This is a genomic window from Pseudomonas sp. FP2338 (assembly GCF_030687515.1).
GTDB classification, from domain to species: Bacteria; Pseudomonadota; Gammaproteobacteria; order Pseudomonadales; family Pseudomonadaceae; genus Aquipseudomonas; species Aquipseudomonas salomonii.
This window is the reverse complement of record NZ_CP117436.1, coordinates 5,346,535-5,371,309: the sequence shown is the minus strand read 5'-3', so window position 1 is coordinate 5,371,309 and position 24,775 is coordinate 5,346,535. Positions and strand designations below refer to the sequence as shown.

23 protein-coding genes are annotated in these 24,775 nt (G+C 59.8%); 12 read left to right on the top strand and 11 right to left on the bottom strand.

What is annotated here, in order from left to right; translation table 11 throughout:
- Positions 1 to 315: 315 nt before the first annotated feature.
- Positions 316 to 1,451, top strand: a protein-coding gene (locus PSH96_RS24330) for an IS3 family transposase (protein ID WP_370694308.1) whose coding sequence is annotated in 2 segments (ribosomal slippage) — positions 316 to 565 and positions 565 to 1,451 — 1,137 coding nt in all. Because the reading frame shifts where the segments join, the coding sequence is not laid out codon by codon here.
- Between the two features lie 485 nt (positions 1,452 to 1,936).
- Here the strand turns inward: PSH96_RS24330 and PSH96_RS24325 are convergent.
- A complete protein-coding gene (locus PSH96_RS24325; RefSeq protein WP_219269023.1) occupies positions 1,937 to 2,227 on the bottom strand; it encodes a DUF3077 domain-containing protein in 291 nt (96 codons plus the stop codon).
- Positions 2,228 to 2,558: 331 nt separating this feature from the next.
- Positions 2,559 to 3,506 carry a LysR family transcriptional regulator gene (locus tag PSH96_RS24320; protein WP_017137973.1) on the bottom strand — a complete coding sequence of 316 codons (948 nt, stop codon included), beginning with the start codon at positions 3,504 to 3,506 and terminating at the stop codon, positions 2,559 to 2,561.
- A 130-nt stretch (positions 3,507 to 3,636) separates the two neighbouring features.
- On the opposite strand from PSH96_RS24320, the gene PSH96_RS24315 reads away from it, so the two are divergent.
- Positions 3,637 to 5,154: a CoA-acylating methylmalonate-semialdehyde dehydrogenase gene (locus PSH96_RS24315; RefSeq protein ID WP_099489681.1), complete on the top strand. Its 1,518-nt coding sequence runs from the start codon at positions 3,637 to 3,639 to the stop codon at positions 5,152 to 5,154.
- Positions 5,155 to 5,169: 15 nt separating this feature from the next.
- A complete protein-coding gene (gene mmsB / locus PSH96_RS24310; RefSeq protein WP_305455655.1) occupies positions 5,170 to 6,057 on the top strand; it encodes a 3-hydroxyisobutyrate dehydrogenase in 888 nt (295 codons plus the stop codon).
- 51 nt (positions 6,058 to 6,108) lie between these two features.
- On the opposite strand, the gene PSH96_RS24305 is transcribed toward mmsB, so the two are convergent.
- Together PSH96_RS24305 and PSH96_RS24300 are read right to left on the bottom strand one after the other, a co-directional pair.
- Positions 6,109 to 7,359: an OprD family porin gene (locus PSH96_RS24305; protein WP_305455654.1), complete on the bottom strand. Its 1,251-nt coding sequence runs from the start codon at positions 7,357 to 7,359 to the stop codon at positions 6,109 to 6,111.
- A 105-nt stretch (positions 7,360 to 7,464) separates the two neighbouring features.
- Complete coding sequence (locus PSH96_RS24300; protein ID WP_003194115.1) at positions 7,465 to 7,809, bottom strand: cupin domain-containing protein; 345 nt, start codon at positions 7,807 to 7,809, stop codon at positions 7,465 to 7,467.
- A 385-nt stretch (positions 7,810 to 8,194) separates the two neighbouring features.
- Here PSH96_RS24300 and kynB point away from each other — a divergent pair, with 385 nt between their 5' ends.
- Positions 8,195 to 8,845 carry an arylformamidase gene (kynB, locus tag PSH96_RS24295; RefSeq protein WP_058419996.1) on the top strand — a complete coding sequence of 217 codons (651 nt, stop codon included), beginning with the start codon at positions 8,195 to 8,197 and terminating at the stop codon, positions 8,843 to 8,845.
- Positions 8,842 to 9,699 (top strand): tryptophan 2,3-dioxygenase, encoded by an 858-nt coding sequence (kynA, locus tag PSH96_RS24290; protein WP_305455651.1) that lies wholly within the window; start codon positions 8,842 to 8,844, stop codon positions 9,697 to 9,699. Before kynB ends, kynA begins: the two co-directional genes overlap by 4 nt.
- Before the next feature lie 143 nt (positions 9,700 to 9,842).
- Here kynA and PSH96_RS24285 read toward each other — a convergent pair whose 3' ends face one another.
- The 4 genes from PSH96_RS24285 to antA all read right to left on the bottom strand — a co-directional run bounded on the left by PSH96_RS24285 (position 9,843) and on the right by antA (position 14,360).
- On the bottom strand, positions 9,843 to 11,246 hold the full coding sequence (locus tag PSH96_RS24285) for an amino acid permease (protein ID WP_305455649.1): 1,404 nt from the start codon (positions 11,244 to 11,246) through the stop codon (positions 9,843 to 9,845).
- Between the two features lie 72 nt (positions 11,247 to 11,318).
- A complete protein-coding gene (antC, locus tag PSH96_RS24280) occupies positions 11,319 to 12,326 on the bottom strand; it encodes an anthranilate 1,2-dioxygenase electron transfer component AntC (RefSeq protein ID WP_305455647.1) in 1,008 nt (335 codons plus the stop codon).
- A gap of 151 nt (positions 12,327 to 12,477) precedes the next feature.
- Positions 12,478 to 12,969 carry an anthranilate 1,2-dioxygenase small subunit gene (gene antB / locus PSH96_RS24275; RefSeq protein ID WP_305455645.1) on the bottom strand — a complete coding sequence of 164 codons (492 nt, stop codon included), beginning with the start codon at positions 12,967 to 12,969 and terminating at the stop codon, positions 12,478 to 12,480.
- Positions 12,969 to 14,360 carry an anthranilate 1,2-dioxygenase large subunit gene (gene antA, locus PSH96_RS24270; RefSeq protein WP_305455643.1) on the bottom strand — a complete coding sequence of 464 codons (1,392 nt, stop codon included), beginning with the start codon at positions 14,358 to 14,360 and terminating at the stop codon, positions 12,969 to 12,971. The genes antB and antA overlap by 1 nt, the downstream gene beginning before the upstream one ends.
- 313 nt (positions 14,361 to 14,673) lie before the next feature.
- Here antA and PSH96_RS24265 point away from each other — a divergent pair, with 313 nt between their 5' ends.
- Positions 14,674 to 15,666 (top strand): helix-turn-helix domain-containing protein, encoded by a 993-nt coding sequence (locus tag PSH96_RS24265; RefSeq protein ID WP_305455641.1) that lies wholly within the window; start codon positions 14,674 to 14,676, stop codon positions 15,664 to 15,666.
- A gap of 133 nt (positions 15,667 to 15,799) precedes the next feature.
- Here the strand turns inward: PSH96_RS24265 and PSH96_RS24260 are convergent, their stop codons facing one another.
- The gene (locus tag PSH96_RS24260; RefSeq protein WP_305455638.1) at positions 15,800 to 16,675 is read right to left on the bottom strand and encodes a LysR family transcriptional regulator; all 876 of its coding nucleotides are present in this window, start codon (positions 16,673 to 16,675) and stop codon (positions 15,800 to 15,802) included.
- 114 nt (positions 16,676 to 16,789) lie between these two features.
- Here PSH96_RS24260 and PSH96_RS24255 point away from each other — a divergent pair, with 114 nt between their 5' ends.
- The 3 genes from PSH96_RS24255 to catA are packed head-to-tail and all read left to right on the top strand — an operon-like array spanning position 16,790 to position 19,191.
- Positions 16,790 to 17,917 carry a muconate cycloisomerase family protein gene (locus tag PSH96_RS24255; protein ID WP_305455636.1) on the top strand — a complete coding sequence of 376 codons (1,128 nt, stop codon included), beginning with the start codon at positions 16,790 to 16,792 and terminating at the stop codon, positions 17,915 to 17,917.
- Between the two features lie 12 nt (positions 17,918 to 17,929).
- On the top strand, positions 17,930 to 18,220 hold the full coding sequence (catC, locus tag PSH96_RS24250; RefSeq protein ID WP_305455634.1) for a muconolactone Delta-isomerase: 291 nt from the start codon (positions 17,930 to 17,932) through the stop codon (positions 18,218 to 18,220).
- 41 nt (positions 18,221 to 18,261) lie between these two features.
- A complete protein-coding gene (gene catA / locus PSH96_RS24245) occupies positions 18,262 to 19,191 on the top strand; it encodes a catechol 1,2-dioxygenase (RefSeq protein ID WP_305455632.1) in 930 nt (309 codons plus the stop codon).
- 118 nt (positions 19,192 to 19,309) lie between these two features.
- Here catA and PSH96_RS24240 read toward each other — a convergent pair whose 3' ends face one another.
- On the bottom strand, positions 19,310 to 19,783 hold the full coding sequence (locus tag PSH96_RS24240) for an Lrp/AsnC family transcriptional regulator (RefSeq protein ID WP_016974903.1): 474 nt from the start codon (positions 19,781 to 19,783) through the stop codon (positions 19,310 to 19,312).
- Positions 19,784 to 19,927: 144 nt separating this feature from the next.
- Between PSH96_RS24240 and kynU the strand changes: the two genes are divergently transcribed.
- Complete coding sequence (gene kynU, locus PSH96_RS24235; RefSeq protein ID WP_305455629.1) at positions 19,928 to 21,178, top strand: kynureninase; 1,251 nt, start codon at positions 19,928 to 19,930, stop codon at positions 21,176 to 21,178.
- 307 nt (positions 21,179 to 21,485) lie between these two features.
- The gene (locus PSH96_RS24230; protein ID WP_305455627.1) at positions 21,486 to 22,892 is read left to right on the top strand and encodes an amino acid permease; all 1,407 of its coding nucleotides are present in this window, start codon (positions 21,486 to 21,488) and stop codon (positions 22,890 to 22,892) included.
- Here the strand turns inward: PSH96_RS24230 and PSH96_RS24225 are convergent.
- Positions 22,838 to 23,728 (bottom strand): LysR substrate-binding domain-containing protein, encoded by an 891-nt coding sequence (locus PSH96_RS24225; protein ID WP_305455625.1) that lies wholly within the window; start codon positions 23,726 to 23,728, stop codon positions 22,838 to 22,840. The genes PSH96_RS24230 and PSH96_RS24225 overlap by 55 nt on opposite strands.
- Before the next feature lie 190 nt (positions 23,729 to 23,918).
- Between PSH96_RS24225 and PSH96_RS24220 the strand changes: the two genes are divergently transcribed.
- The gene (locus tag PSH96_RS24220) at positions 23,919 to 24,683 is read left to right on the top strand and encodes a sulfite exporter TauE/SafE family protein (RefSeq protein ID WP_305455623.1); all 765 of its coding nucleotides are present in this window, start codon (positions 23,919 to 23,921) and stop codon (positions 24,681 to 24,683) included.
- Positions 24,684 to 24,775 lie beyond the last annotated feature (92 nt).

The window sequence follows — 24,775 nt, the reverse complement described above, 5'->3', positions numbered from 1 at the left end:
AGACCTGAATCCTGTACCCACCACAGTCCAAATGTGGGAGCGGGCTTGCTCGCGAATGCTGTACATCAGTAACAACCAAGCTGCCTGACCCACCGCCATCGCAGGCAAGCCAGCTCCCACACTTATTTGTGCCAGACCTGAATCCTGTACCCACTACAGTCCAAATGTGGGAGCGGGCTTGCCCGCGAATGCGGTGTATCAGTAACAACCAAGCTACCTGACCCACCGCCATTCGCAGGCAAGCTGAACTGGCCTAATGATTTTGGACACTTCAATCGGGCGCTATGATGGCGCCCAAATCTGAGGTGTTTGGATATGCGCAAATCTTATTCGAGTGAGTTCAAGCTCAAAGCTGCCAGCATGGTGCTGGATGAAGGGCTGCAGGTTCCCGAGGTGTGCGCCAGTTTGGATATTGGCCCTACAGCCTTGCGCCGCTGGGTGGATCAGGTGCGTAAAGAGCGATTAGGCTCGACGCCGGTAGGCGCCAAGGCGATTACTGCCGATCAACGAGAGATTCAGAGGCTCAAAGCGTTGCTTCGGGAGAAAGACCTGGACATCGAAATCCTAAAAAAGGCCAGTGCTCTCCTGCTTTTGGACGCCAAAGATCATTCACGCTGATCGATGAGCTGGACGAGCAGTACGGCGTCAACAGGTGTTGCCGGGCGTTCGGCGTCAACAGAAGTAGCTTTTACGCTTGGCGTCAGCGCCAAGGCAGAGCAAATCCTGAGCGGGAGAAGCTCAAGGCCGCGCTGGTCAGGCATCACAAGGCATCGCGGGCTTCTGCGGGAGCGAGAACTTTGGCGAAGGAGCTGCAAGAGAAAGGGCATCGCATCGGGCGGTACTTGGCTCGCAGTTTGATGCGCGAAGCGGGGATCGCCAGCCGTCAGCGCCGACGTCACAAGTACAAATCGCCCGGCGTGGAAGCGTTAGTGGCCCCGCATGTGCTCAAGCGCAAGTTTGATGTGACGGCGGTTAACCAGGTGTGGTGTGGAGACGTGACGTACATCAAAGTCGGGAAGCGGTGGCTGTATTTCGCCGCAGTTCTGGATTTGTTTGCTCGTCGGGTCGTGGGTTGGTCGTTTTCTATGATTTCCGATGCCACGCTGACCTGCGAGGCTTTGCGGATGGCAGTTGAGCTTAGAGGCCGCCCTAAAGACGTGCTGTTTCACTCAGACCAAGGTTGTCAGTACACGAGCCATAAGTTCAGGAATGAGCTGCTGGAACATGAGCTACGGCAAAGCATGAGTCGTAAAGGCGAATGCTGGGATAACGCTCCGATGGAGCGCTTCTTCGGAAGTTTGAAATCAGAATGGGTGCCTGAGACGGGCTATGAATCAGAGCATGAGGCCCGGGCAGATGTGCAGCGCTATGTCTCTCGCTACAACATCTCCAGGCCTCACAGTTACAACGATTACCGGTCGCCGGTCGTCAGGGAGAGACTGGCGGCGTGAACCTTAAATGGTGTCCAAGATTACTTGACCAGTTCAAGCCAGCTCCCACACTTATTTGTGCCAGACCTGAATCCTGTGCCCACCACCCTTCAGCTGTGGGAGCCGGGCTTGCCCGCGAAGGCGGTACATCAGTAACAACCAAGCTGCCTGACCCACCGCCATCGCAGGCAAGCCAGCTCCCACAGTTATTTGTGGTAGACCTGAATCCTGTGCTCGCCGCAGTTCAACTGTGGGAGCGGGCTTGCTCGCGAATGCGGTACATCAGTAACAACCAAGCTGCCTGACCCACCGCCATCGCAGGCAAGCCAGCTCCCACACTTATTTGTGCCAGGTCTGAATCTTGTGCCCACCACCCTTCAACTGTGGGAGCCGGGCTTGCCCGCGATGGCGGTGGGTCAGCTGAGGATTTACTCACTGACCCACCGCTTTCGCGAGCAAGCCCGCTCCCACATTTTGTTTTGCAGTGTGCTTGCTGGCGTGTTCGCTTAGCTGCTCGGCGTCATTGCTTGCGTCAGGTCATCCACCACGGCTTTGCCCATCTCACACAGGTAGTGCGCGGCCCAGGCGTATTGCTCGCCGCGTACATCCATGGCGGCTTCCATGGCGAGTTTCTTGGAGTAGAACAGCAGGGTGGAGGCGTGTTCCAGGGCTTGCTCGATGGGCATGCCGGCATTGACGCGGAACAGCGGTTTTTGGTTTTCGCCGTAATCGCCGAAGGTGACGACGCCGAGGGTGGTGATGGAGGAAAGGGGTGGATCGGGGACGATTTTGCTCATGATGATTGCTCTCTGCTGAAGTAGAGCCGCCACATCACATCGCTAAACATGAAGAGGGTGGCAGCTGTGTGCAGGTTAGCGATCCGGGCCAGAGCGCATCCCGGGTAGACTCGAAAGTCTCCCGCACACAGCCGCCATAAAACGCTAAAAGCTGACGAGAGCCAGCTGATACTGTTGGGGGCAATGTCACGCCTGAAACCCGGATCGCTAAACCCGATCGCTGATGAGCAGCGAAGTCAGGAGGCTAGTGACCCAAACGGTAAGGCGCAATAGGGTAGAGAGTCTCTAGGAAACGTCCTGCAAATTAAAGCGAATCGTCGCTGATGGCCCTTTAATCTGCGAACCTCATCTCCCGCGTTTCCCCCATCAATAACCCCGCGTTCTGCTCCGTCACTTCCCTGATGTAATCCCACAACAGCGTAATCCGCTTCAGCTTCCTCAAATCCTCCCGGCAATACATCCAGAACTGCCGCGTAATCGCAATCTGCTCGCCCAGCACCGGCAACAACCGTGGGTCTTGCGCTGCCAAAAAGCACGGCAATATCGCCATCGACCGGCCCTGCTGCGCCGCCACGTACTGCGCGATCACGCTGGTACTGCGCAAACTTGCGCTGGCGCCGGGCACCACGTTGGCCAGGTACAACAGCTCCGAGCTGAACGCCAGATCATCCACATAGCTGATAAACGGATGCTCGGCCAAATCCGCCGGTTTGCGGATCGGCGGGTGTTGGTCGAGGTAGTCCTGGGTCGCGTACAGCTGCAGCTTGTAGTCGCACAGTTTGCAGCACACATACGGCCCGTGTTCCGGGCGCTCCAGGGCGATCACTATGTCGGCTTCGCGCTTGGACAGGCTGATGAAGTGGGGCAGGGGCAAAATATCCACCGAGATTGCCGGGTAAGTGTCGACAAAATGACTGAGCTGCGGCGTTACGAAGAAGCTGCCGAAACCTTCGGTGCAGCCCATGCGCACATGCCCGGACAGCGCCACGCCAGAGCCGGACACCTGCTCGCAGGCCATGTGCAGCGTGCTTTCGATGGACTCCGCATAACCCAGCAAACGCTGGCCTTCGGTGGTGAGCACGAAGCCGTTGGTCCGGGATTTTTCGAACAGCAATGTGCCCAGCGACACTTCCAACGAGCTGATACGCCGCGACACGGTGGTGTAGTCCACCGCCAGGCGCTTGGCGGCGACGCTGGCCTTGCGGGTGCGGGCCACTTCGAGGAAAAACTTCAGGTCATCCCAGTTCAGGGAGCCTAGCGACGTGATGTTTTTTTGCATATTGGACCGGCTTTTATGTGCGTTCTTATTAGAGATTTGCACATCTATACTCCAAAAACAGTCCGAACGCCTCATTTCCCAAGGCGGTTTACGCGCCTTGTCTCTGCATAAATATAAGATTGGAGACCACATGAACGCTTCTGCCGATATTTCCGTGCAACAGGTCAAGTTGCTGATCAAGGGTGAATGGGTCGAGTCCAAGACCACCCACTGGCAAGACATCGTTAACCCGGCCACTCAAGAGGTGCTGGCCAAGGTCCCTTTCGCCACCGCCGATGAAGTCAACGCCGCCATCGACGCCGCGCATCAAGCTTTTCAAACCTGGAAGCTCACGCCGATCGGCGCACGCATGCGCATCATGCTCAAGCTGCAAGCCTTGATCCGCGAACATTCCAAGCGCATCGCCGTAGTCCTCAGCGCCGAGCAGGGCAAGACCATTGCCGACGCCGAAGGCGATATTTTCCGTGGTCTGGAAGTGGTCGAACACGCGTGCTCCATTGGCACCTTGCAGATGGGCGAGTTCGCTGAAAACGTCGCCGGTGGCGTCGACACCTACACCCTGCGCCAGCCCATCGGCGTGTGCGCCGGCATCACGCCGTTCAACTTCCCGGCGATGATTCCGCTGTGGATGTTCCCGATGGCAATTGCCTGCGGTAACACCTTCGTACTCAAACCGTCCGAGCAGGACCCGCTGTCGACTATGTTGCTGGTAGAGCTGGCGCTGGAAGCCGGTGTGCCGGCTGGCGTGCTCAACGTGGTGCACGGCGGCAAGGATGTGGTGGATGCGCTGTGCACCCATAAAGATATCAAGGCAGTTTCCTTCGTCGGTTCGACCGCCGTGGGCACCCACGTTTATGACCTGGCCGGCAAACACGGCAAGCGCGTGCAGTCGATGATGGGCGCCAAGAACCACGCCGTGGTGCTGCCGGACGCCAACCGCGAACACACCTTGAATGCCCTGGTCGGTGCCGGTTTCGGCGCGGCGGGCCAGCGGTGCATGGCCACCTCGGTGGTGGTGCTGGTGGGCGCGGCCAAGCAATGGCTGCCTGACCTGAAAGCGCTGGCGCAAAAACTCAAGGTCAATGCCGGCAGCGAAGCGGGCACGGATGTCGGCCCGGTGATCTCCAAACGCGCCAAGGCACGCATCCTGGAACTGATCGAAAGCGGCGTGAAAGAAGGCGCCAAGCTGGAGCTCGATGGCCGCGACATCAAGGTACCGGGCTTCGAGCAAGGCAACTTCGTCGGCCCGACCCTGTTCTCGGGTGTGACCACCGATATGCAGATCTATACTCAGGAAATCTTCGGCCCGGTGCTGGTGGTGCTGGAAGTCGCCACGCTGGATGAGGCCATCGCGCTGGTCAACGCCAACCCGTTCGGCAACGGCACCGGCCTGTTCACCCAAAGCGGTGCGGCGGCGCGTAAGTTCCAGAGCGAAATCGATGTAGGCCAGGTCGGCATCAACATCCCGATTCCGGTGCCGGTGCCGTTCTTCAGCTTCACCGGTTCCCGTGGCTCCAAGCTCGGCGACCTCGGCCCGTATGGCAAGCAAGTGGTGCAGTTCTACACCCAGACCAAAACCGTCACCAGCCGCTGGTTCGACGACGACACGGTCAACGATGGCGTCAACACCACCATCAACCTGCGCTGATTTGGGGAGAAGACCATGAAGATTGCATTTATCGGCCTGGGCAATATGGGCGCGCCCATGGCCCGCAACCTGATCAAGGCTGGCCATGCGCTTAACCTGTTTGATTTGAACCAGACAGTGCTCAAGGAGTTGGCCGAACTGGGCGGCGCCATCAGCGACTCGCCGCGTGATGCGGCCAGTGGCGCGGAGCTGGTGATTACCATGCTGCCGGCCGCTGCCCATGTGCGCAGCGTGTGGCTGAATGAAGATGGCGTGCTTGCTGGCATCGGCAAAGGCGTGCCGGCGGTGGATTGCAGCACCATCGACCCGCAAACCATTCGCGATGTGTCCGCGGCGGCGGCAAAACAAGGCGTGGTGGTGGCCGACGCACCTGTCTCCGGCGGCACCGGTGGCGCACAAGCCGGGACGCTGACCTTCATGGTCGGCGCCACCCCGCAGCTGTTCGCCACCCTGCAACCGGTGCTGGCGCAGATGGGCCGCAATATCGTGCATTGCGGCGACGTCGGCACCGGCCAGATCGCCAAGATCTGCAACAACCTGTTGCTCGGCATCAGCATGGTCGGCGTCAGCGAGGCCATGGCCCTGGGCGATGCGCTGGGCATCGACACGCAAGTGCTGGCCGGCATCATCAACAGCTCCACCGGGCGCTGCTGGAGTTCCGACACCTACAACCCATGGCCGGGCGTGATTGAAACTGCGCCGTCGTCCCGTGGCTATACCGGTGGTTTCGGCGCCGACCTGATGCTCAAAGACCTGGGCCTGGCCACCGAAGCCGCGCGCCAGGCCAAGCAACCGGTAATCCTCGGCGCCGTGGCCCAGCAGTTGTATCAATCGATGAGTCAGCGTGGGGACGGTGGCAAAGACTTCTCGGCCATCATCAACAGCTATCGCAAACCCCAGTAGGGGCGTTTCCGGGAGCCCGCGTCGGGCGGGCTCCCGGGTTTTTGCCGGTGGTTACCACAGAGGCCGTTCGTAGCTCACGATCAAGCGGTTTTCATCGACATTGCGCTCAAAGTTGGAACGCACCACCGCATTGCGCAGGCGGACCTTGACGTTTTTCAGGGTCGGGTTCTGGAATGCATAGGTCACGTCGATATCCCGCTCCCACTCGCGGCCATCCGAGCGCCCCGGGCCTCGGTCGACGTTGCTGCCTGAGCCATAGCGCGTAAACATCGACAGGCCGGGAACGCCCAGTGCGGTGAAATCGTAGTCGTAGCGAGCCTGCCAGGATTTTTCATCTTTATTGGCGAAGTCGCTGTATTGGAAAAAATTCAACACCGAAGAGAAGCTGCCTCTGAGTGACGCATACCCGGTTTTGCCGGCCATGGTCTGATAGGCGCCGGTCCACTTATGTGAGCCCAGTGAGTAGCTCAGTGCGGCGCCCCACATGGTGTTGTCAATGTTGGTATTACCGTTGTCGGCGGAGCGCGAGTAGCGCAGTTCGCTTTTCAGGCTTTGGTTCTCTGCCACGGGGTAGGTGTGTTGAACGGTGGCCGCGTGTTGGGTGTAGAGGTCATCCAGCGCGCTGCGGTAGTAACTGGCGGTGAGGTGTTTGCTGAAGGCGTAACTGCCGCCGGCAAAGTCGAATGCATTTGATTGGTTCTTGCCCCGCACAACAATGTTTTTGCGTGAACCCGTGCCGACACCCAAGGCTTCAAAGTTGGTGGAGTTGCCTTGGTTGACGTGGGTAATTCTGCCCACATCCAGGGTCAGGTCTTGCAACTCTTGCGAACGCAGGTACATGCCCTTGAAGTATTGCGGTTGCAGCGTACCCAGGTTCTTTTCCAGAATCGGCAGTGGCGGCGGGGCCAGCGTGCCGATTTTCAGCGTGCTTTGCGAAGCCCTCAATTTGGCCGTTAGGCCTATCTCGCCGTAGCTGTCTTCGGCTTTACCGGATTCACGCACGGGCAGCAGGCCGGTGCGGGTGCGGCTGGCGCTCGAGTCGAGCTTGAACCCCGCCATTGCCAGTACGTCGACCCCCACGCCCACGGTGCCTTCGGTAAACCCCGACTCAAGCTGCAAGGCAAAACCTTGTGCCCACTCCTCGCGCTTGGACTGCGTGGCTTCGGGGTCGCGATAGTCGCGGTTGTAGTAGACGTTTTTCAGTTCCAGCTTGCCGGTGCTGTCGTTGATGAAGTCAGCAAAGGCAGAGGGTGCGAGAAAAATGCAGATATTCAGCGTGCATATTTTGGTCAGAACGTTCACTTAGGCAGCCTGCGTGAGAGAGAGGACTCATCGCAGGGTGCTTTAAGGAATTGTGACTCACGCTAGGACTAAGCTGAAGTTAGCCAGGGATTTGTCTGGTGTGATTTACGCGAAAACAAAATACTTACGCACCGTCTCGACCACTTCCCACGTGCCCTTCATGCCGGGTTCCACCACAAAGATATCCCCGGCGCGCAGGTGAATCGGCGCCATGCCTTCCGGGGTGATCACGCAGTAGCCTTCCTGGAAGTGGCAGTATTCCCATTTCACGTATTCCACGTACCACTTGCCCGGTGTGCAGATCCAGGTGCCCATGATTTTGCTGCCGTCTTCGCTGGTGTAGGCGTTGAGGTTGACGGTGTGCGGGTCGCCCTCGAGCTTTTCCCACTTGCAGGCATCCAGGACAGGTAGCGGGTGGGTGTCGCGCAGTACGGTGATGGGCTTGGACATGATGGCTCCGAGGCAGGGAATGGAAGGGTTCACCCTAAAGCCTTGGGCGTTGGGCCAGTGGTCTGAACTCGACATCGGGATGCCCAGAAGCGCAGCCGAACTCGATCTCTCAGACACTGTGCAGTCCCTGTGGGAGCGGGCTTGCTCGCGAAGGCGGTGGGTCAGCCAGCACATCCGGTGACTGAACCAGCGCCTTCGCGAGCAAGCCCGCTCCCACATTGGATCTCTAGAGATTGGAATACTTTTTTAAGACGACATTTATGAGCGTCAATAAGCGATTTCCTCGCAGTAACTGCGAAAAATTTCCCGCCCTGCGCAGGAATTAGCAAGAAAATGCACGGCTGGCCCTCGTATCATTCACCCAAGAACGAGTGAGAGCCTTGCAATGAACCCAATAAAAACGTGGTGGGATATCAGCCCGCCCTTGAGTACGGCGACGCCGACCTGGCCGGGCGATACGCCGTTCCAGGAAGCGCGCGTATGGCAGTTCGGCCCCGAGTGCCCGGTGAATGTGGGGCGCGTGACCTTTTCGCCGCACACCGGCGCCCATGTGGATGCGCCGCTGCATTACAGCGCCGACGGCGCGCCGATCGGTGAGGTGTCGCTGGATGTGTACATGGGCCCGTGCCGGGTGCTGCATTGCCTGGGCAGCGGCGCGCTGGTGCAGCCGCATCAATTGCAAGGGCGTGTGGATAACTTGCCTGAGCGCGTGCTGCTGCGCACTTATCCACAAGCACCGCTGACCGAATGGGATTCGAATTTCACCGCCATCGCCCCGCAAACCATTGAGCTGCTGGCCAGCCTGGGCGTGCGCCTGATCGGTATCGACACACCGTCGCTGGACCCGCAACAGTCCAAGACCATGGATTCGCACAACGCCGTGGCCCGCCATGGCATGGCGATTCTCGAAGGCATCGTGCTCGATGACGTGCCGGAGGGTGATTATGAGTTGATCGCGCTGCCGCTGCGTTTTGCCAACCTGGACGCCAGCCCCGTCCGTGCCATTTTGCGCCCGCTCAAGGAGCCCACGCGATGAGCCAGTGTCCCTTCTCATCTGATTACCAGCCGCCGGAAGAATGGCATAACGCCGAACTGAATTTTTCCGAGTCCATGAGCTACGGCGATTACCTGGACCTGGGCAAAGTCCTCAGTGCCCAGCACCCGCTGTCGCCGGACCACAACGAAATGCTCTTTATCATCCAGCACCAGACCTCGGAGCTGTGGATGAAACTGATGCTCCACGAACTCAAGGCCGCTCGCGAACACGTGCGCCTGGGCGAGTTGCCGCCGGCCTTCAAGATGCTGGCGCGGGTGTCGCGGATCTTCGACCAACTGGTGCACGCCTGGGCCGTGCTGGCGACCATGACGCCGTCGGAATACAAGGCGATTCGCCCGTTCTTGGGGCAGTCGTCAGGGTTCCAGTCGTTTCAGTACCGCGAGATCGAATTTATCCTCGGCAATAAAAGTGCAGCGCTGTTGCGGCCACATGCGCATCGCCCAGAGTTGCTGAACGAGTTGAAAGTGGCGATTGCCACGCCGTCGTTGTATGACGAAGCGATCAACCTGATGGTTAAAGCGGGTCTGGCGATTGACCCCAAACGCGCCGAACGCGACCCGACGGCGGCCACGGTTCACGATGAGTCGGTGGAGGCGGCGTGGCGCGAGGTGTACCGCGACCCGAGCCGGTATTGGGATTTGTATCAGTTGGCCGAGAAGTTTATCGACCTGGAAGACTCTTTCCGCCAGTGGCGCTTTCGGCATGTGACCACGGTGGAGCGCATCATTGGCTTCCAGCCCGGCACTGGCGGCACGGAAGGCGTGGGTTATCTGCGCAAGATGCTCGACACGGTGTTGTTCCCCGAACTGTGGCGAGTGCGTTCCACTCTATAAAAAAAGCCCCGGAATCCCGGGGCTTTCTACATCTGGAATGCAATCAAATGTGGGAGATGGCTTGCCTGCGATAGCGGTGTGTCAGCCAGCCGATCCACTGACTGACCCACCGCCATCGCGGGCAAGCCCGGCTCCCACAGGTATCACCGTGCGTTCACTACCGCGTTGCTTTTTCTAATCCGCAACCGGTAGGCAATGTAGATAATTCCCACCCACACCGGCATCGCATACACCGACTCGCGAATGCCTGGAATCGCCAGCATCACGCTGATGATCATCACCATGAACGCCAGGCACAGGTAGTTGCTGAACGGGAACCAGAAGGTCTTGAACGACGGCGTCACGCCTTGCTCGCCCATGGCCTTGCGGAACTTGATGTGGGTGAGGCTGATCAGTGCCCAGTTGATCATCAGCGAGGCAACCACCAGCGCGAACAGCAGTTCCAGCGCACTGTGCGGCGCGACGTAGTTGACCACCACGCACAGCATCGTCACCAAGGCCGAAATGGCCAGGGCGCGAATCGGCACGCCTTGCTTGTTGAGCTTCATCAGCGCCTTGGGCGCGTCGCCTTGCTCGGCCAGGCCGAACAGCATGCGGCTGTTGCAGTACACGCCGCTGTTGTACACCGACAGCGCCGCGGTCAGCACCACGAAGTTGAGGATGTGCGCGGCGGTGTCGTTACCGATCAGCGAGAAGATCTGCACAAACGGGCTGCCGCTGTAGGCATCGCCCGACGCGCCGAGGGTTTGCAGCAGTTGGTCCCATGGGTACAGCGACAGCAGCACGGTCAGCGCGCCGACGTAGAAAATCAGGATGCGGTAGACCACCTGGTTGATGGCTTTGGGGATCACTTTACGCGGCTCGCTGGCCTCGGCGGCGGTAATGCCCACCAGCTCCAGGCCACCGAACGAGAACATGATGAAGGCCATCGACATCAACAGCCCCATGCCGCCATTAGGGAAGAACCCGCCGTGGCTCCACAGGTTGCTCACCGAAGCTTGCGGGCCGCCGGTGCCGCTGAACAGCAGGTAGCAGCCGAGCACGATCATGCCGACAATCGCCACCACCTTGATGATCGCAAACCAGAACTCGGCTTCACCGAAGAACTTCACGTTGAGGGTGTTGATCAGGTTGACCGCGACAAAAAACACCAGCGCACTGACCCAGGTCGGAATCTCCGGCCACCAGAACTGGATGTATTTGCCCACGGCCGTCAGTTCGGCCATGCCCACCAGCACGTAGAGCACCCAGTAGTTCCAGCCCGCCAGGAAGCCGGCGTAGCCGCCCCAGTATTTGTGGGCGAAGTGGCTGAAGGAGCCGGCCACCGGCTCTTCGACGATCATCTCGCCAAGCTGGCGCATGATCAGGAACGCGATGAAACCGGCAATCGCGTAGCCCAGGATCATCGACGGCCCCGCCGACTTGAGTACCCCGGCCGAACCGAGGAACAACCCTGTGCCAATCGCCCCTCCCAAGGCAATCAGCTGAATGTGCCGGTTCTTCAGGCCACGCTTGAGGCCCACCGGGTTAACCATGTCATCCGCCATTAACATTCCCTTCTACTTGTTTTTCTTGAGGGTGAGTGCACGCCGCATCAGCCCCTCAGAACCGCTGAGGGGTCAGATATTACTCTGCGTAAACTTTTCGTAATACAGTTGAACGCCATCAAGTGCCTGATCCGCCAGCCATTGTTGAATGGATTCGACCATTGGAGGGGGCCCGCACACGTACATATCCGCCGAACCGTCCCGCAATTCGGCCAGGTCGAAATGTTCGGTGAGGTAGCCGCGTTTGCCCGGCCACTCGGGCGACGGGTCGCTGAGCACTTCGGTGTAGCGAAAGCCGGGGATTGTCGAGGTGTAGGCCTGGATGCGTTGGGCTTCGCACAAGTCCTCGGCCCCGCGCACGCCGTAATACAAGTGGACCGGCTGGTTGCAGCCGCTGGCAGCCAGCTCATCAAGCATGCCCAGCAAGGCGGACAAGCCGGTGCCGCCGGCCACCAGGATCAGCGGCCGGGTGACATGCCTGAGGTAGAAAGCACCCAATGGCGCCTCCATCAGCACTTCATCACCCACCTGGCAGCGTTCGCGCAGGTAGTTGCTCATGACACCATCGGGCAACAGGCGCACCAGAAATTGCAATTGATTGCCCGACCGGTTGGCAAAAGAATACGAACGCCAACGGTCGGTGCCTGGAATCGACAGACGGGCATATTGACCGGGCAGGAAGTCCAGTGAGTCGTCCAGGGTCAGCTGCAAAATCGCAGTGCTGGCCGACACCAACTGCACTTCGCTGACCTTGCCGCGCACGTGCACCGGCCCCGGCGCATTGCACAGGCTCGATTCAAAATCGAAGTAGAACGTAGCGTCGGACTGCACCCGCGTCTGGCAACTGAGCATCTTGCGTTGCTTGAGGTCGAGGCTGGAGAGGGCTTCGTCGTCGACATAATCCTGGGTGTAATCGCCGGACTCGCAACGGCCCTGGCAGGTGCCGCACACGCCCTCACGGCAATCGAGCGGGATCTTGATGCCGTTGCGCAATGCCGCGTCCAGCAGGATTTCATTCGCGCCTACCGGGAAAAACAGGGTTTTGCCGTCGGCAAAACTGAAGGCCACTTTGTGATTCATATGTTGTTCTCCGCGCGCATAACCTGTGGCGAGGGAGCTTGCTCCCGCTGGGCTGCGCAGCGGCCCCAAAAGCTTGGGAGCGCTGCGCACTGGAGCGCCAGCCCGGTCCACCGGGAGCAAGCTCCCTCGCCACAGGGTGTGATGTGCCTGATCAAAGGTGATAAAAATCCAGCACCGAATTGATGGTGTCGTTGAGTAACAGTGCATGCTTGCGGGTGATCAGCCAGCTGTCCCCGTCCGGCTTGAGGTGGTAAGTGGCAGTCCCGTAAAACTGCTCCGACGTGGCCAAGCGATAGAACAGCGTGTGCCAGTTCAGTTTCACCTCCAGCGTGCCGTCTGCCTGCTCGGCGATCCGCACGTTACTGATCAAGTGCAAGGTGCGCGGCATCGGCGTCGCTGACGCCGCCTTGCCGGTGCGCAAACGGAACACGCGGTCTTCCAGGCCCGAACGGTTGGCGTAGTAGATCAGCGACATCTCGCGTTTGGGGTCGCGGGTGTACACGTGCTCCGAGTCCCATTGCGGCAGGTGAAACTCGCTCTGCGGGTCGAACAGCTGCACGTAGGCGTCCCAGTCCTGGGCGTCGCACAGCTCGGATTTGCGGTAAAAGAATTGCTCTATCCGGTACTGCAATTGGGCATCCATCACTTCACCTCCCGCAGTGTCAGCGCTTGCTGGTCCAGGCCTTTGAGCAGAAATTGCTGCCAGTTACGGTGCTGGTTCACATACAAGCCTTCGTGGGTGAATTCGGTGCCGGTCATGGCCGGTTGAATGCCGATGGCTTCGCTGTTCGGCGTGGGGCCGGTTTCCCAGCGATGGCTGCCCCGTGAGATATCGCTCCAGCGTTCCAGGCGGCCCTGGAAACCGCGCTGGGCTTCGCGAAATTCCACCAGATCATCCGGCGTGCCCATGCCCGACACGTTGAAGAAATCCTCGAACTGGCGAATGCGGTTTTCGCGGTCGGCCGCCGACTCGTTTTTCACGCCCAGGCACTGGCTGATGATCTCGGTCTTGTTCCACGCCACCGGGCGGATGATGCGCAGCTGCGAGCTGATCTGGTCGAGAAAGAACAGGCTCGGGTAGATGTTCAGGTTGCGCAGGCGGTGCATCATCCACTCGGCTTTCTGCTGGCCGTGTTCATCCACCAGGCGCGGCATGATGGTGGCGTAGCCCGAGCGCACGCTGGGGTTGGGCATGTCGCTGAACAGCACGCTGTGGCCGTTGTTGAAGGCGAACCAGCCGTCATCGGTATTCGCGTCGCCGGCGCCGAGTTTGCTGTAGTCCAGGGTGCTGGCGGACGCGCTGCCATTTTCGGTATTCACCTGCTGGCGATGCTGCACCGTGGCCACGTAGTTGTAGTGCACGGTGCTGACGTGATAACCGTCCAGGCCGTTTTCGTTTTGCAGCTTCCAGTTGCCGTCGTAGGTGTAGGCGGATTTGCCCGGCAGCACTTCCAGTTCACCGGTGGCGGACTGCGCGACCATCATGTCGAAAAACACTTTGGCGTCACCGAGGAAGTCTTCCAGGCTGTCGCTGCCTTGCACGTTGAGGCTGATGAACACAAAGCCCTTGTAGCTTTCGATACGGGCTTTTTTCAGGCCGCGTGTGGCTTTGTCGAAACCTTCCGGGTACTCGCCCGGCGCCTTGACCTTCACCAGCCGGCCGTCGCTCTTGTAGCACCAGGCGTGGAACGGGCAGGTAAAGGTCGACTGGTTGCCCTTGCCGACGCGGGTCAGCGTGGTGCCGCGATGCTGGCAGGCGTTGATCAGCGCATTGAGTTGGCCCTCGCCGTCGCGGGTGATGATCATCGGCTGGCGCCCGGCGCGCATCGTCACGAAGTCGTGGTTATTGGCCAGTTCGCTTTCGTGGCAGGCGTAGATCCAGTTTTTTTCGAAGATCAGTTCCATCTCCAGATCGAACAGTTCGGGCTCGGTGAACATATCGCGGGCAATGCGGAACACTTCGTCCACCGGCCGAAAGTCCAGGCAACCTTCGATAAACGTTTTCCACTGCTCGACGCTTCTTGCACCACTCATGGGAGGCACCTTTTTTGATAGGGGCTAATCGGTGGGTTATTAGAGGCAGTGGGGCAGGGCGCGGGCTATCCGCTTAATGGGGGAAGGCAGGCCGCAAAATTGGGCAGCAAATACCCAGTTCAGTGCGCCCAGGTGACGGCATGCGCTACTGTCACACCAAGGGAAGGTCGCAAATGCCTGCGGCTTATCCACATAGTCGACGGTTGCTATCCACCCCGTTGCATTCAGGCGGGCGTGGCGTAGAACTTGCTGTCGATTGCTAACGACGCGCCGCCAGAGCGCGCAACCGCCTAACCGCCGTGGGTGCACCCTGATGAGTAGCCATACACGCGAAATCCATATTCAACGCTTCGACCTGGAAGGCGCCTGCAGCTGGATGTCCGGGATCTGCGGGCCGCACCGCCTGGCGACAAGTACGCCCGAGCGCCTGCGTTTTCACCATAGCGCCAACGTGTTCAAGTCCCGCGCCACCACCTTGGGTGTGATCGAGTACGGCACCGACGTGACCATTGATATCGAAGACGCCGAGCACTTCAGCAGCTACAGCCTGAGCCTGCCGTTGGTGGGCGAGCAGCAATTGAGCAAGAACGGTCTGCAGCTCAGTTCCAACCGTGACCAGGGCGTGATTTTGTCGCCCAACGAGCATCAGGTGCTGGCGATATCCGGCGATTGCCGCAAATTGCAGGTGGTGATAACGCGGGCGGCGATGAGTGAATCCCTGGAAGGGTTGCTGCAACGGCCGATTGAAGCGCCACTGCGGTTTGAGTCGGTGATGGATGCGGTGGACGGTGCTTCGGCATCGTGGTGGCGCATGGCGCGCTACTTTATTGCGGAGCTTGAGTGCAGCAGCGAGTTGTATGAGCAGGCGGCGTTTACGCGGGATCTGGAAAGCTCGTTGATCAAGGGGTTGATCCTGGCCCAGCCGAACAACTATTCAGAAGAATTGCGCGACGTGCTCGGCGTGAAGCTGCCGCATTACCTGATTCGGGCGCGGCAATACATCCACGACAACGCCCGCGAGGCGATCCATTTGGAAGACCTGGAAGCGGCTGCGGGTGTGTCGCGGTTCAAGCTGTTCGATGCGTTTCGTAAATACTTTGCGCTGTCGCCGATGGCGTATTTGAAGAAGTACCGACTGGGTGCCGTGCGCCAGGAAATCCTCGAGCATGGTTCAATTCGCACTATCTCCGAGATCGCGCTGGGCTGGGGCTTTACCCACTTGGGTCGGTTTTCGGCGGAGTACCGCAAACTGTTCGATGAATCCCCCAGCCAAACCCTGCAGCGCAAGCGCCTGCGCAGTCTCTGAAAACAATGAAGATCAAACTGTGGGAGCTGGCTTGCCTGCGATAGCGTTGGGCCAGATGGCATCCTGGTTAACTGACCCACCGCTATCGCAGGCAAGCCAGCTCCCACAGGGGAATTGCGCTGTTTGGAGGGTTTCAGATCAACTCCTCAACCAACTGCAAACAATGACTCAGCCCCGGCGACTGATCATTCACGCGCCGGCTCAGGATAATCGGCGAGGTCGCAGTGGCTTCCACAATCGGCGTGTAGCCAATGTCCGCCCGGTGCAACACCTGCACCGAGGCCGGCACCAGCGTCACGCCCATCCCCGCGCCCACCAGCCCGATCGCCGTCTGCAACTCGTTGGTCCACTGCGCCACTTTGAGGCTCAAGCCATGGGCGTCGAACAGCGCGATCACATGGTCGGCATAGCTGGGGCGCGGGTTGCCGGGGTAGAGCACAAACGGCTCTGCGGCCAATTGCGCGAGGGTGGCGGGCGCGCCGAGCAGCGGGTGGCCGGCGGGCAATACGGCTACCAGACGATCCTCCACCAGCACGCGCTGGACGATGGCCGGGTCGTCGATGCGAATGCGCCCGAAGCCCACATCAATACGCCCGGCCTTGAGCGCCTCGACTTGCTGCAAGGTGGTCATCTCCGACAAGCCCAATTCCAGCTCCAGCGCCTCATGGTTGCGCAGCCGCCGAATCAACTCTGGCAGCACGCCGTACAGAGTCGAGGGCGCGAAGCCGATGCCCAGCCAGGTCTTTTCGCCCTGGCCAATACGCCGCGTGGTGTCGCAGACCTTGGCCAGTTGTTCCAGCAGCACATTGGCGTGCTCATAGAAAAACCGCCCGGCCTCGGTCAGCCGCAACGGTCGCCCTCGTTCCAGCAACATCACGCCCAATTCATCCTCCAGTTGCTGGATCTGCCGGCTCAATGGCGGCTGGGCGATGTGCAGGCGAACGGCAGCGCGGGTGAAGTTGAGGGTTTCACCCAGCACCTGGAAATAGCGCAGATGACGCAGTTCCATGACGGCTCCTTTCATACCTTGAGGGTATCGTGCGAGACCCATTCTATATTGGAAGCCTTTAAAAATACGGCACAGAATCGGCTAAAACCTATAAAGAACCCAACGGGTATAGCCATGCCGATTTGCGCCATCGAGTCGATCGAGACCATCATCGTCGACCTCCCCACCATTCGCCCGCACAAGCTGGCGATGCACACCCTGCAAAACCAGACGCTGGTGATCATCCGCCTGCGTTGCGCCGACGGCATCGAAGGCATCGGCGAGTCCACCACCATCGGCGGTTTGAGCTACGGCAACGAAAGCCCGGACAGCATCAAGGTCAACATTGACCGTCACTTCGCGCCGCTGCTGATCGGTCAGGACGCAAGCAATATCAACGCGGCCATGTTGCGCCTGGAGCGCAGCATTCGCGGCAACACCTTTGCCAAATCCGGCATCGAAAGCGCCTTGCTCGATGCGCTGGGCAAACGCCTTAACCTGCCGGTGAGCGAACTGCTCGGCGGGCGCGTGCGCGATGCCTTGCCAGTGGCCTGGACCTTGGCCAGCGGCAACACCGAACAGGACATCGCCGAAGCCGAAAAGATGCTCGACCTGCGCCGCCATCGTATCTTCAAGTTGAAGATCGGCGCCGGTGAGGTCAGCCGCGACCTGGCCCATGTGATCGCGATCAAAAAAGCCTTGGGCGAACGCGCCAGTGTGCGTGTCGACGTCAACCAGGCCTGGGACGAAGCCGTGGCCCTGCGCGCCTGCAAGGTGCTGGGCGACAACGGCATCGACCTGATCGAGCAGCCGATTTCGCGCAACAACCGTGGCGGCATGGCCCGGCTCAACCTGTCGAGCCCGGCGCCGATCATGGCGGATGAATCCATTGAATGTGTGGAGGACGCCTTCAACCTGGCTCGCGAAGGCGCGGCTTCAGTGTTCGCGCTCAAGATCGCCAAAAACGGCGGCCCGCGTGCGGTGTTGCGCACCGCCGCAATTGCCGAGGCGGCGGGCATTGGCCTGTACGGCGGCACCATGCTCGAAGGCGGCATCGGCACGTTGGCGTCGGCGCATGCCTTTCTTACGCTGAACACGCTGGCGTGGGGCACCGAACTGTTCGGCCCGCTGCTGCTCACCGAAGACATCCTCACCGAGCCGCCGGTGTATCGCGATTTTGAGCTGCATGTTTCCACCGCACCGGGCCTGGGCCTGGCCATTGATGAAGAGCGCCTGGCGTTCTTGCGTCGTGATACACACTAAGAGGCGCCTGCCATGTTGTTCCACGTAAAAATGACCGTGAACCTGCCGCTGGACATGAACCCCGAGCGCGCCGCCAGCCTCAAGGCCGAGGAGAAAACCCTGGCGCAGCGCCTGCAACAAGAAGGCAAATGGCGCCACCTGTGGCGCATCGCCGGGCACTACGCCAACTACAGCGTGTTCGACGTCGACAGCGTGCAAGACCTGCACGACCTGCTGATGCAACTGCCGCTTTTTCCCTACATGGCCATCGAAGTGAACGCCCTGTGCCGCCACCCTTCGTCGATCCATGAGGACGACCGTTAAGCCCGTTTGCACCCAATAATTACAAGATGAGGATTTGCACCATGTCCATCCGACTGTCCCAGACTGCCCACGCCCAGGCGTTTCTCGAAGAAGCTAGCGGCAACCATAACGACGGCGGCAACCCGCGCGCCAAGGCGCTGATCTACCGGATCCTGCGCGATACGGTAAACATCATCGAAGACCTGGAAGTGACCCCGGAAGAGTTCTGGAAGGCGGTCAATTACCTCAACGAATTGGGCAAGCATCAGGAAGCGGGTTTGCTCGCCGCCGGCTTGGGCCTGGAGCATTACCTGGACCTGCTGATGGACGCTGCGGACCAAGAGGCCGGCAAATCCGGCGGTACGCCACGCACCATCGAAGGCCCGCTGTACGTGGCCGGCGCGCCGCTGAGCCACTACGAAGCGCGGCTGGACGATGGCAAGGACGATGCAGTGCCGTTGTTTATGCGCGGGCAAGTGCGGGGCACCGATGGCAAGCCGTTGGCGGGCGCGATTGTGGATGTGTGGCAGGCCAATACCGGCGGCACTTATTCGTGGTTTGACCCGACGCAATCAGCATTTAACCTGCGTCGGCGCATCGAGACCGATGCCCAGGGCAACTACCGGTTTCGCAGCATCGTGCCGTCGGGCTATGGTTGCCCGCCGACCGGGCCGACTCAGCAACTGCTCGACCAACTGGGGCGCCATGGGCAGCGGCCGGCGCATATCCACTTCTTCATCTCGGCGCCGGGGCATCGGCACCTCACCACGCAGATCAACCTGTCGGACGATCCGTACCTGCATGATGATTTTGCCTACGCGACGCGCGATGAGTTGATCGCCGAGATTCGGTTTAGTGAGGATCAGCAATTGGCGCGGGAGTTTGGGGTGCAAGGGCGGTTTGCGCAGATTGATTTTGACTTTGAGTTGCAACTGGCAGACGCGCCGGTAGAGCAAAAGCGCATGCAGCGAGTTCGTGCCCTTGAAGACTGATTAAGCGCGGTCAAAAAAATGTGGGAGCTGGCTTGTTGTGGCGAGCAAGCTTGCTTGCGCTGGGGTGCGAAGCGCCCCCAAAAAGCCGGCTCCCACAGGGTTTTTGTGGTGTGGCTGGCTATTTGCGGATGACCAGATCCAACACCTCATCCCGATCCTTGATCTTCTGCAACACAATCTCCGAACGAATATCCATCACCCCGGCCGTGCGGTTCAGGTGGTTCACGATAAAGTCGGAAAAGTGCTTGAGGTTGCGCGCCTGCACACGCAACACATAGTTGCTGGCGCCGGTGATCACATAGGCGCTGGCCACCTCCGGCCAACCTTGCACCTTCTTGATAAAGGTCTCGTGCCAGTCCTCCACATCCTGGCGCAACGACAGGTGCACGATGGCCTCCAGCTCGATCCCCAACTGCTCGGCATTCAACACGGCGCGGTAGCCGCTGATAATTCCTTCGCTCTCCAGCAGGCGCAAACGGCGCAGGCAGGCGGAGGGCGACAGGGCGACTTTTTCCGCCAATTCCTGGTTGCTGATGCGCCCATCCTGTTGCAAAAAATGCAGGAGGCGCAGGTCGGTGGCGTCGAGAATCATGGTTAGAATAAATCCGCGTGTTTGGGGGTTAAATTCGAATTTCCTACAGCTTAATTAGCCTGTTACCCACCACTTTGCACGAAAATTCTCTAAAACTTCGTTCATTATTTGGTCCATCCTTACTTACAAAAATCAGGACGACCCATGACCACTCGAAGCCACTGCCTAGCCCTCGACGCCCAGGACCCGCTGGCGCCACTGCGTCAGCAGTTTGCCTTGCCTGCGGGCGTGATCTATCTCGATGGCAACTCTCTGGGCGCACGCCCGGTAGCGGCGTTGGAGCGAGCGCAGCAGGTGATCGCCGAAGAGTGGGGCAATGGCTTGATTCGCAGCTGGAACAGCGCCGGTTGGGCCGACTTGTCCCAACGCCTGGGCAACCGTTTGGCGCCGCTGATTGGCGCGCGTGACGGTGAAGTGGTGATTACCGATACCACCTCGATCAACCTGTTCAAGGTGCTCAGCGCTGCCTTGAGCGTGCAGCGCCAGCGCGAGCCTGCGCGCAAAGTGATCGTCAGCGAAGCGAGTAACTTTCCCACCGACCTGTACATCGCCGAGGGCCTGACCGAGCTGTTGCAACAGGGCTATTCCCTGCGCTTGGTCAACAGCCCGGACGAACTGCCCCAAGCCATCGACCAGGACGTGGCGGTGGTGATGCTCACCCACGTCAATTACAAGACCGGCTACATGTACGACATGCAGGCGCTCACCGCCCTGAGCCATGAATGTGGCGCGCTGAGTATCTGGGACCTGGCGCATTCGGCGGGCGCGGTGCCCATCGACCTGAACAAGGCCGGTGCCGATTATGCGATTGGCTGCACCTACAAATACCTGAATGGCGGGCCGGGCTCGCAGGCGTTTGTGTGGGTCAACCCGGCGCTGGTGGATGTGGTGCGCCAGCCATTGTCGGGCTGGTTCGGGCACACGCGCCAGTTCGCCATGGAAGCTCAATACGCGCCAAGCGCCGGCATCGCGCGCTACCTGTGCGGCACACAACCGATCACGTCGTTGGCGATGGTCGAATGCGGCCTGGAGATTTTTGCCCAGACCGACATGGCCAGCCTGCGCAGCAAATCCCTGGCCTTGACCGACCTGTTTATCGCGTTGGTCGAAGCCCGTTGCGCCGCCCACGGGCTGGAGCTGATTACGCCGCGTGAGCACGCCAAACGCGGCAGCCATGTGAGTTTCGAACACCCTGAAGGTTATGCGGTGATCCAGGCCTTGATTGCCCGAGGGGTGATCGGTGATTACCGTGAGCCGCGCATCATGCGCTTTGGGTTTACGCCGTTGTATACGAGCTTTACCGAGGTATTTGACGCCGTGGAGATCCTTGGCGAAATCCTCGACAACCACACCTGGGACCAGCCGCAATTCAAAGTGCGCAACAGCGTCACTTAAGAGCAACACGAATCAAAATGTGGGAGCGGGCAAGCCCTAATGCCAGTCAGTTAAAAGCTAGAACTGACAACCAGCGACCTGTGGCGAGGGAGCTTGCTCCCGCTGGGCCGGGCTGGCGCTCCAGCGCGAAGCGGCCCTGCTCTTTGCTTTAAAAGCATGGGACTGCTACGCAGTCCAACGGGAGCAAGCTCCCTCGCCACAGTTACCGGCGATGTCTTAACTGACTGGCATTAGGGCTTGCCCGCTCCCACAGGGATCTGCGTCAATATCCAAACAGTGCAATCACAATAATAAAGGGGCACACCACGTGACCACGCCAGACAAAGGCTTTGCAGAGATCACCCACCGCGAACTGGGCCTGAGGCGCCAGCTCACTTGCGGCCAGATGAGTATGATCGCCATCGGTGGCGCCATCGGCACCGGGCTGTTCATGGGCAGCGCCTATGCCATCGGTTATGCCGGGCCGAGTGTGCTGGTGAGTTACGCCATCGGCGCGTTGATCACCTTATTGCTGATGGGCTGCCTGGCGGAGATGACCGTGGCGCACTCCACCTCGGGCTCGTTCGGCGCCTATGCCGAGTTTTACATCAGCCCGCTGGCCGGCTTTCTGGTGCGCTATGCCTATTGGGCAGCGATTGTGCTGGCAGTGGGCGCCGAGGTCACGGCGGTGGCGATGTACATGAAGTACTGGTTCGCCAACGTGCCAGAGTGGGTGTGGATCGTGTCGTTTTCCAGTGTGCTGATTCTGCTCAATGCCATCAGCGTAAAGACCTTCGGCAACTTCGAATACTGGTTCTCGACCATCAAGATCACCGCGATCGTCGGCTTCATCATCCTCGCCGTGTACGTGGTGTTCGGTTCCGGTAACCCGGACTACGGCCTACAGAATTACACGGCCCATGATGGGTTTTTCCCTCATGGGTTGAGCGGCATGTGGATTGCGGTGATCGTGTCGATCTTCAGCTATCTGAGCGTAGAAATGATCGCCGTGGCCGCCGGTGAAGCCGCCGACCCGGAGCAGGCGGTGAAGAAAGCCTTTCGCGCCACCATCGTGCGGTTGGTGGTGTTTTACCTGCTGACGCTCGCGTTGATGCTCGCCATTGTGCCGTGGAACCAGGCCGGCCAGACCCAGAGCCCGTTTGTCACGGTGATGCAGACCATCGGCATTCCCGGTGCCACCGGGGTGATGAACTTCGTGATCCTGATCGCCGCGTTGTCGGCGATGAACAGCCAGCTCTACATCACCACACGCATGATGTTCAGCCTGTCGCGTGCAGGCTTTGCGCCCAAGTCCATGGGCGCCTTGAGCAAGAGCGGCATTCCGTTGAACGCGTTGCTGCTGTCCAGCTCCGGCATTGCCCTGGCGACCTTGCTGAATGTGGTGTACCCGGAAAGCTCGTTCACCTTGATGATGGCGATTTCGATGTTTGGCGCGATCTTCACCTGGTTCATGATCTTCCTCACGCACCTGTTTTTCCGCCGTTATCGCAAGCGCCATGGCGGGCCGAAACTGTCGTTCCAGCTGCGCCTGTTTCCCTACAGCACGCTGCTGGGGCTGGTGCTGATGGGCGCGGTGATGATCACCACGTACTTCACCGAGGCCTTCAAGATGACGCTGGTGTTTGGGGTGCCATTCCTGCTGATTCTATCGGCGGTGTATTACGGGTTTTTCCGCAAGGGCAGGGCCAGGGCGTCGAACAAGGCCTTGGCGTAACCCGGCAATTGCTCGAAGGATCGGGCACACAGCAGCAGCGTGCGACAGGCCCAGTCTTCAGTTAATGGCTGGGCCTTGATGCGCTTTTCTGTCGGCCAACGTTCCAATGCGGCCTGGGGCACGATGCCCAGGCCGGCGCCGCCGGCGACCATGCGGATCAACCCATCAAAACCCTCGGCGCGAATGCGGGTTTGCAGGCGAAAGCCTGCGTGCAAGGCCTGTTCTTCCAGGTAAACCGAAAGTGCGCTGCTGGCGGTCAGGCCTACATAATCGTATTGCAGGCTGTCGATGAAGTTCGCCGTCGCCAACGGATGATCGAGGGGCATGATCAGCACCAGTGGGTCATCGCGAAACGGCAGGGTCTGCAGGCCGTGGGTGTCCACCGCATCGGAGATAATCCCCAGGTCTGCTGTGCCTTGGCGCAAGGCTTGGGTAATGCGCAGGCTCGGCAGCTCCTGCAAGTCGATATCGAGGTTGGGGTGTTGGCGCAAAAAATCCGCCAGCAGTTCCGGCAGGTATTCGCTCAGGGCAGTGGTGTTGCACAGCAGGCGCACTTGGCCTTTGATGCCCTTGGCGTATTCGGCCAGGTCCTGTTGCAGGTGCTCGGCCTGTTGCAACAACAGGCGGGCGTGACGGGCCAGGGCTTTGCCGGCGGGTGTTGGGGTGACGCCACGGCGGTTACGTTCGAGTAGCTCAATGCCCAGTGATGCTTCCATCGCGCGGATGCGCGCGCTGGCGGCGGCCAGGGATAAATGGCTGCGCGCCGCGCCGGCAGTGATGTTGCCGGTGTCGAGGGTGTACAGGTAGAGGCGCAGGTCGATCAGGTCAAAGTGCATGGCTGGGGGTTCTCGAGTGACTTCACTGGCCCTATCGCAGGCAAGCCAGCTCCCACCTTTTGCTTTGTGAACACAGTGAAATGTGGGAGCTGGCTTGCCTGCGATAGCTATTTCAGCCTCACGCAAAACAAGAGGCTACCTCAGTATATGGCGAATTTTCGACCTCAACGAAATCCTGCAAAATCGCCCCATGACTACCTTCCTCGCGTTCTACCAAAACCTCGGCCCCGCCTTGACCCTGCTGGTGATCGCCACCTTCCTGCTGGCCGGCACCGTCAAGGGCGTGATCGGCCTGGGCCTGCCCACCGTGGCCATGGGCATGCTCGGCCTGGCTATGCTCCCGGCGCAGGCTGCGGCCTTGCTGATCATTCCATCCACAGTCACCAACCTCTGGCAACTGGCGTTCGGTGGCCACTTGAGCGCCTTGCTCAAACGCCTATGGCCAATGCTGCTGCTGATTTTCCTCGGCACCGGGCTCGGCACCTTGTGGCTGGGCATGGACGGCGGCCACTGGGTGGTTCGCGCGCTAGGTGGTGCCTTGCTGCTGTATGCGTTAAGTGGCTTGTTCCTGCCGACCTTCAAGGTGAAGCCTCAAACGGAGCGCTGGCTGGGCCCGTTGTGCGGTCTGGTCACCGGCCTTATCACTTCGGCAACGGGTGTGTTCGTGATTCCGGCTGTGCCCTATCTGCAAGCCCTGGGTTTGCACCGCGATCAATTGGTGCAGGCGCTGGGGCTGGCGTTCACCGCTTCCACGCTGGCGTTGGCCGCTGCGCTGACCTGGCGTGGCACCTTGGGCGGTGGCGAAGTCAGCGCCTCGCTGTTGGCGCTGATACCCGCGTTGCTGGGGATGTGGCTGGGCCAGGTGCTGCGCCAGCGCATCAGCGCGGTGCTGTTCAAGCGGGTGTTTTTCGTCGGCATGGCGTTGCTGGGCGGTCACTTGCTCATAGGCGGTTAAATCAAGAGTCCGCTGCGTATTCGTGCGTTTTGATCAAATGTATTTTGCCGCGCCGCCGCTTATTCCAAGGGTTGAATGTCGATAGCCTGCCG

Excerpts from the sequence above, each read along its gene's own strand:
- PSH96_RS24240 (WP_016974903.1), bottom strand. The coding sequence starts at position 19,783 with ATGATTCTCGACGCCACCGACCTGCGCCTCCTGCATTTTTTGCAACAG.
- kynA (WP_305455651.1), top strand. The coding sequence starts at position 8,842 with ATGAGCCAGTGTCCCTTCTCATCTGATTACCAGCCGCCGGAAGAATGG.
- PSH96_RS24220 (WP_305455623.1), top strand. The coding sequence starts at position 23,919 with ATGACTACCTTCCTCGCGTTCTACCAAAACCTCGGCCCCGCCTTGACC.
- PSH96_RS24315 (WP_099489681.1), top strand. The coding sequence starts at position 3,637 with ATGAACGCTTCTGCCGATATTTCCGTGCAACAGGTCAAGTTGCTGATC.
- mmsB (WP_305455655.1), top strand. The coding sequence starts at position 5,170 with ATGAAGATTGCATTTATCGGCCTGGGCAATATGGGCGCGCCCATGGCC.
- kynU (WP_305455629.1), top strand. The coding sequence starts at position 19,928 with ATGACCACTCGAAGCCACTGCCTAGCCCTCGACGCCCAGGACCCGCTG.
- PSH96_RS24260 (WP_305455638.1), bottom strand. The coding sequence starts at position 16,675 with ATGGAACTGCGTCATCTGCGCTATTTCCAGGTGCTGGGTGAAACCCTC.
- PSH96_RS24285 (WP_305455649.1), bottom strand. The coding sequence starts at position 11,246 with ATGGCGGATGACATGGTTAACCCGGTGGGCCTCAAGCGTGGCCTGAAG.
- catC (WP_305455634.1), top strand. The coding sequence starts at position 17,930 with ATGTTGTTCCACGTAAAAATGACCGTGAACCTGCCGCTGGACATGAAC.
- PSH96_RS24265 (WP_305455641.1), top strand. The coding sequence starts at position 14,674 with ATGAGTAGCCATACACGCGAAATCCATATTCAACGCTTCGACCTGGAA.
- antB (WP_305455645.1), bottom strand. The coding sequence starts at position 12,969 with ATGGATGCCCAATTGCAGTACCGGATAGAGCAATTCTTTTACCGCAAA.
- PSH96_RS24325 (WP_219269023.1), bottom strand. The coding sequence starts at position 2,227 with ATGAGCAAAATCGTCCCCGATCCACCCCTTTCCTCCATCACCACCCTC.
- PSH96_RS24300 (WP_003194115.1), bottom strand. The coding sequence starts at position 7,809 with ATGTCCAAGCCCATCACCGTACTGCGCGACACCCACCCGCTACCTGTC.
- antA (WP_305455643.1), bottom strand. The coding sequence starts at position 14,360 with ATGAGTGGTGCAAGAAGCGTCGAGCAGTGGAAAACGTTTATCGAAGGT.
- PSH96_RS24255 (WP_305455636.1), top strand. The coding sequence starts at position 16,790 with ATGCCGATTTGCGCCATCGAGTCGATCGAGACCATCATCGTCGACCTC.
- kynB (WP_058419996.1), top strand. The coding sequence starts at position 8,195 with ATGAACCCAATAAAAACGTGGTGGGATATCAGCCCGCCCTTGAGTACG.
- PSH96_RS24320 (WP_017137973.1), bottom strand. The coding sequence starts at position 3,506 with ATGCAAAAAAACATCACGTCGCTAGGCTCCCTGAACTGGGATGACCTG.
- catA (WP_305455632.1), top strand. The coding sequence starts at position 18,262 with ATGTCCATCCGACTGTCCCAGACTGCCCACGCCCAGGCGTTTCTCGAA.
- antC (WP_305455647.1), bottom strand. The coding sequence starts at position 12,326 with ATGAATCACAAAGTGGCCTTCAGTTTTGCCGACGGCAAAACCCTGTTT.
- PSH96_RS24225 (WP_305455625.1), bottom strand. The coding sequence starts at position 23,728 with ATGCACTTTGACCTGATCGACCTGCGCCTCTACCTGTACACCCTCGAC.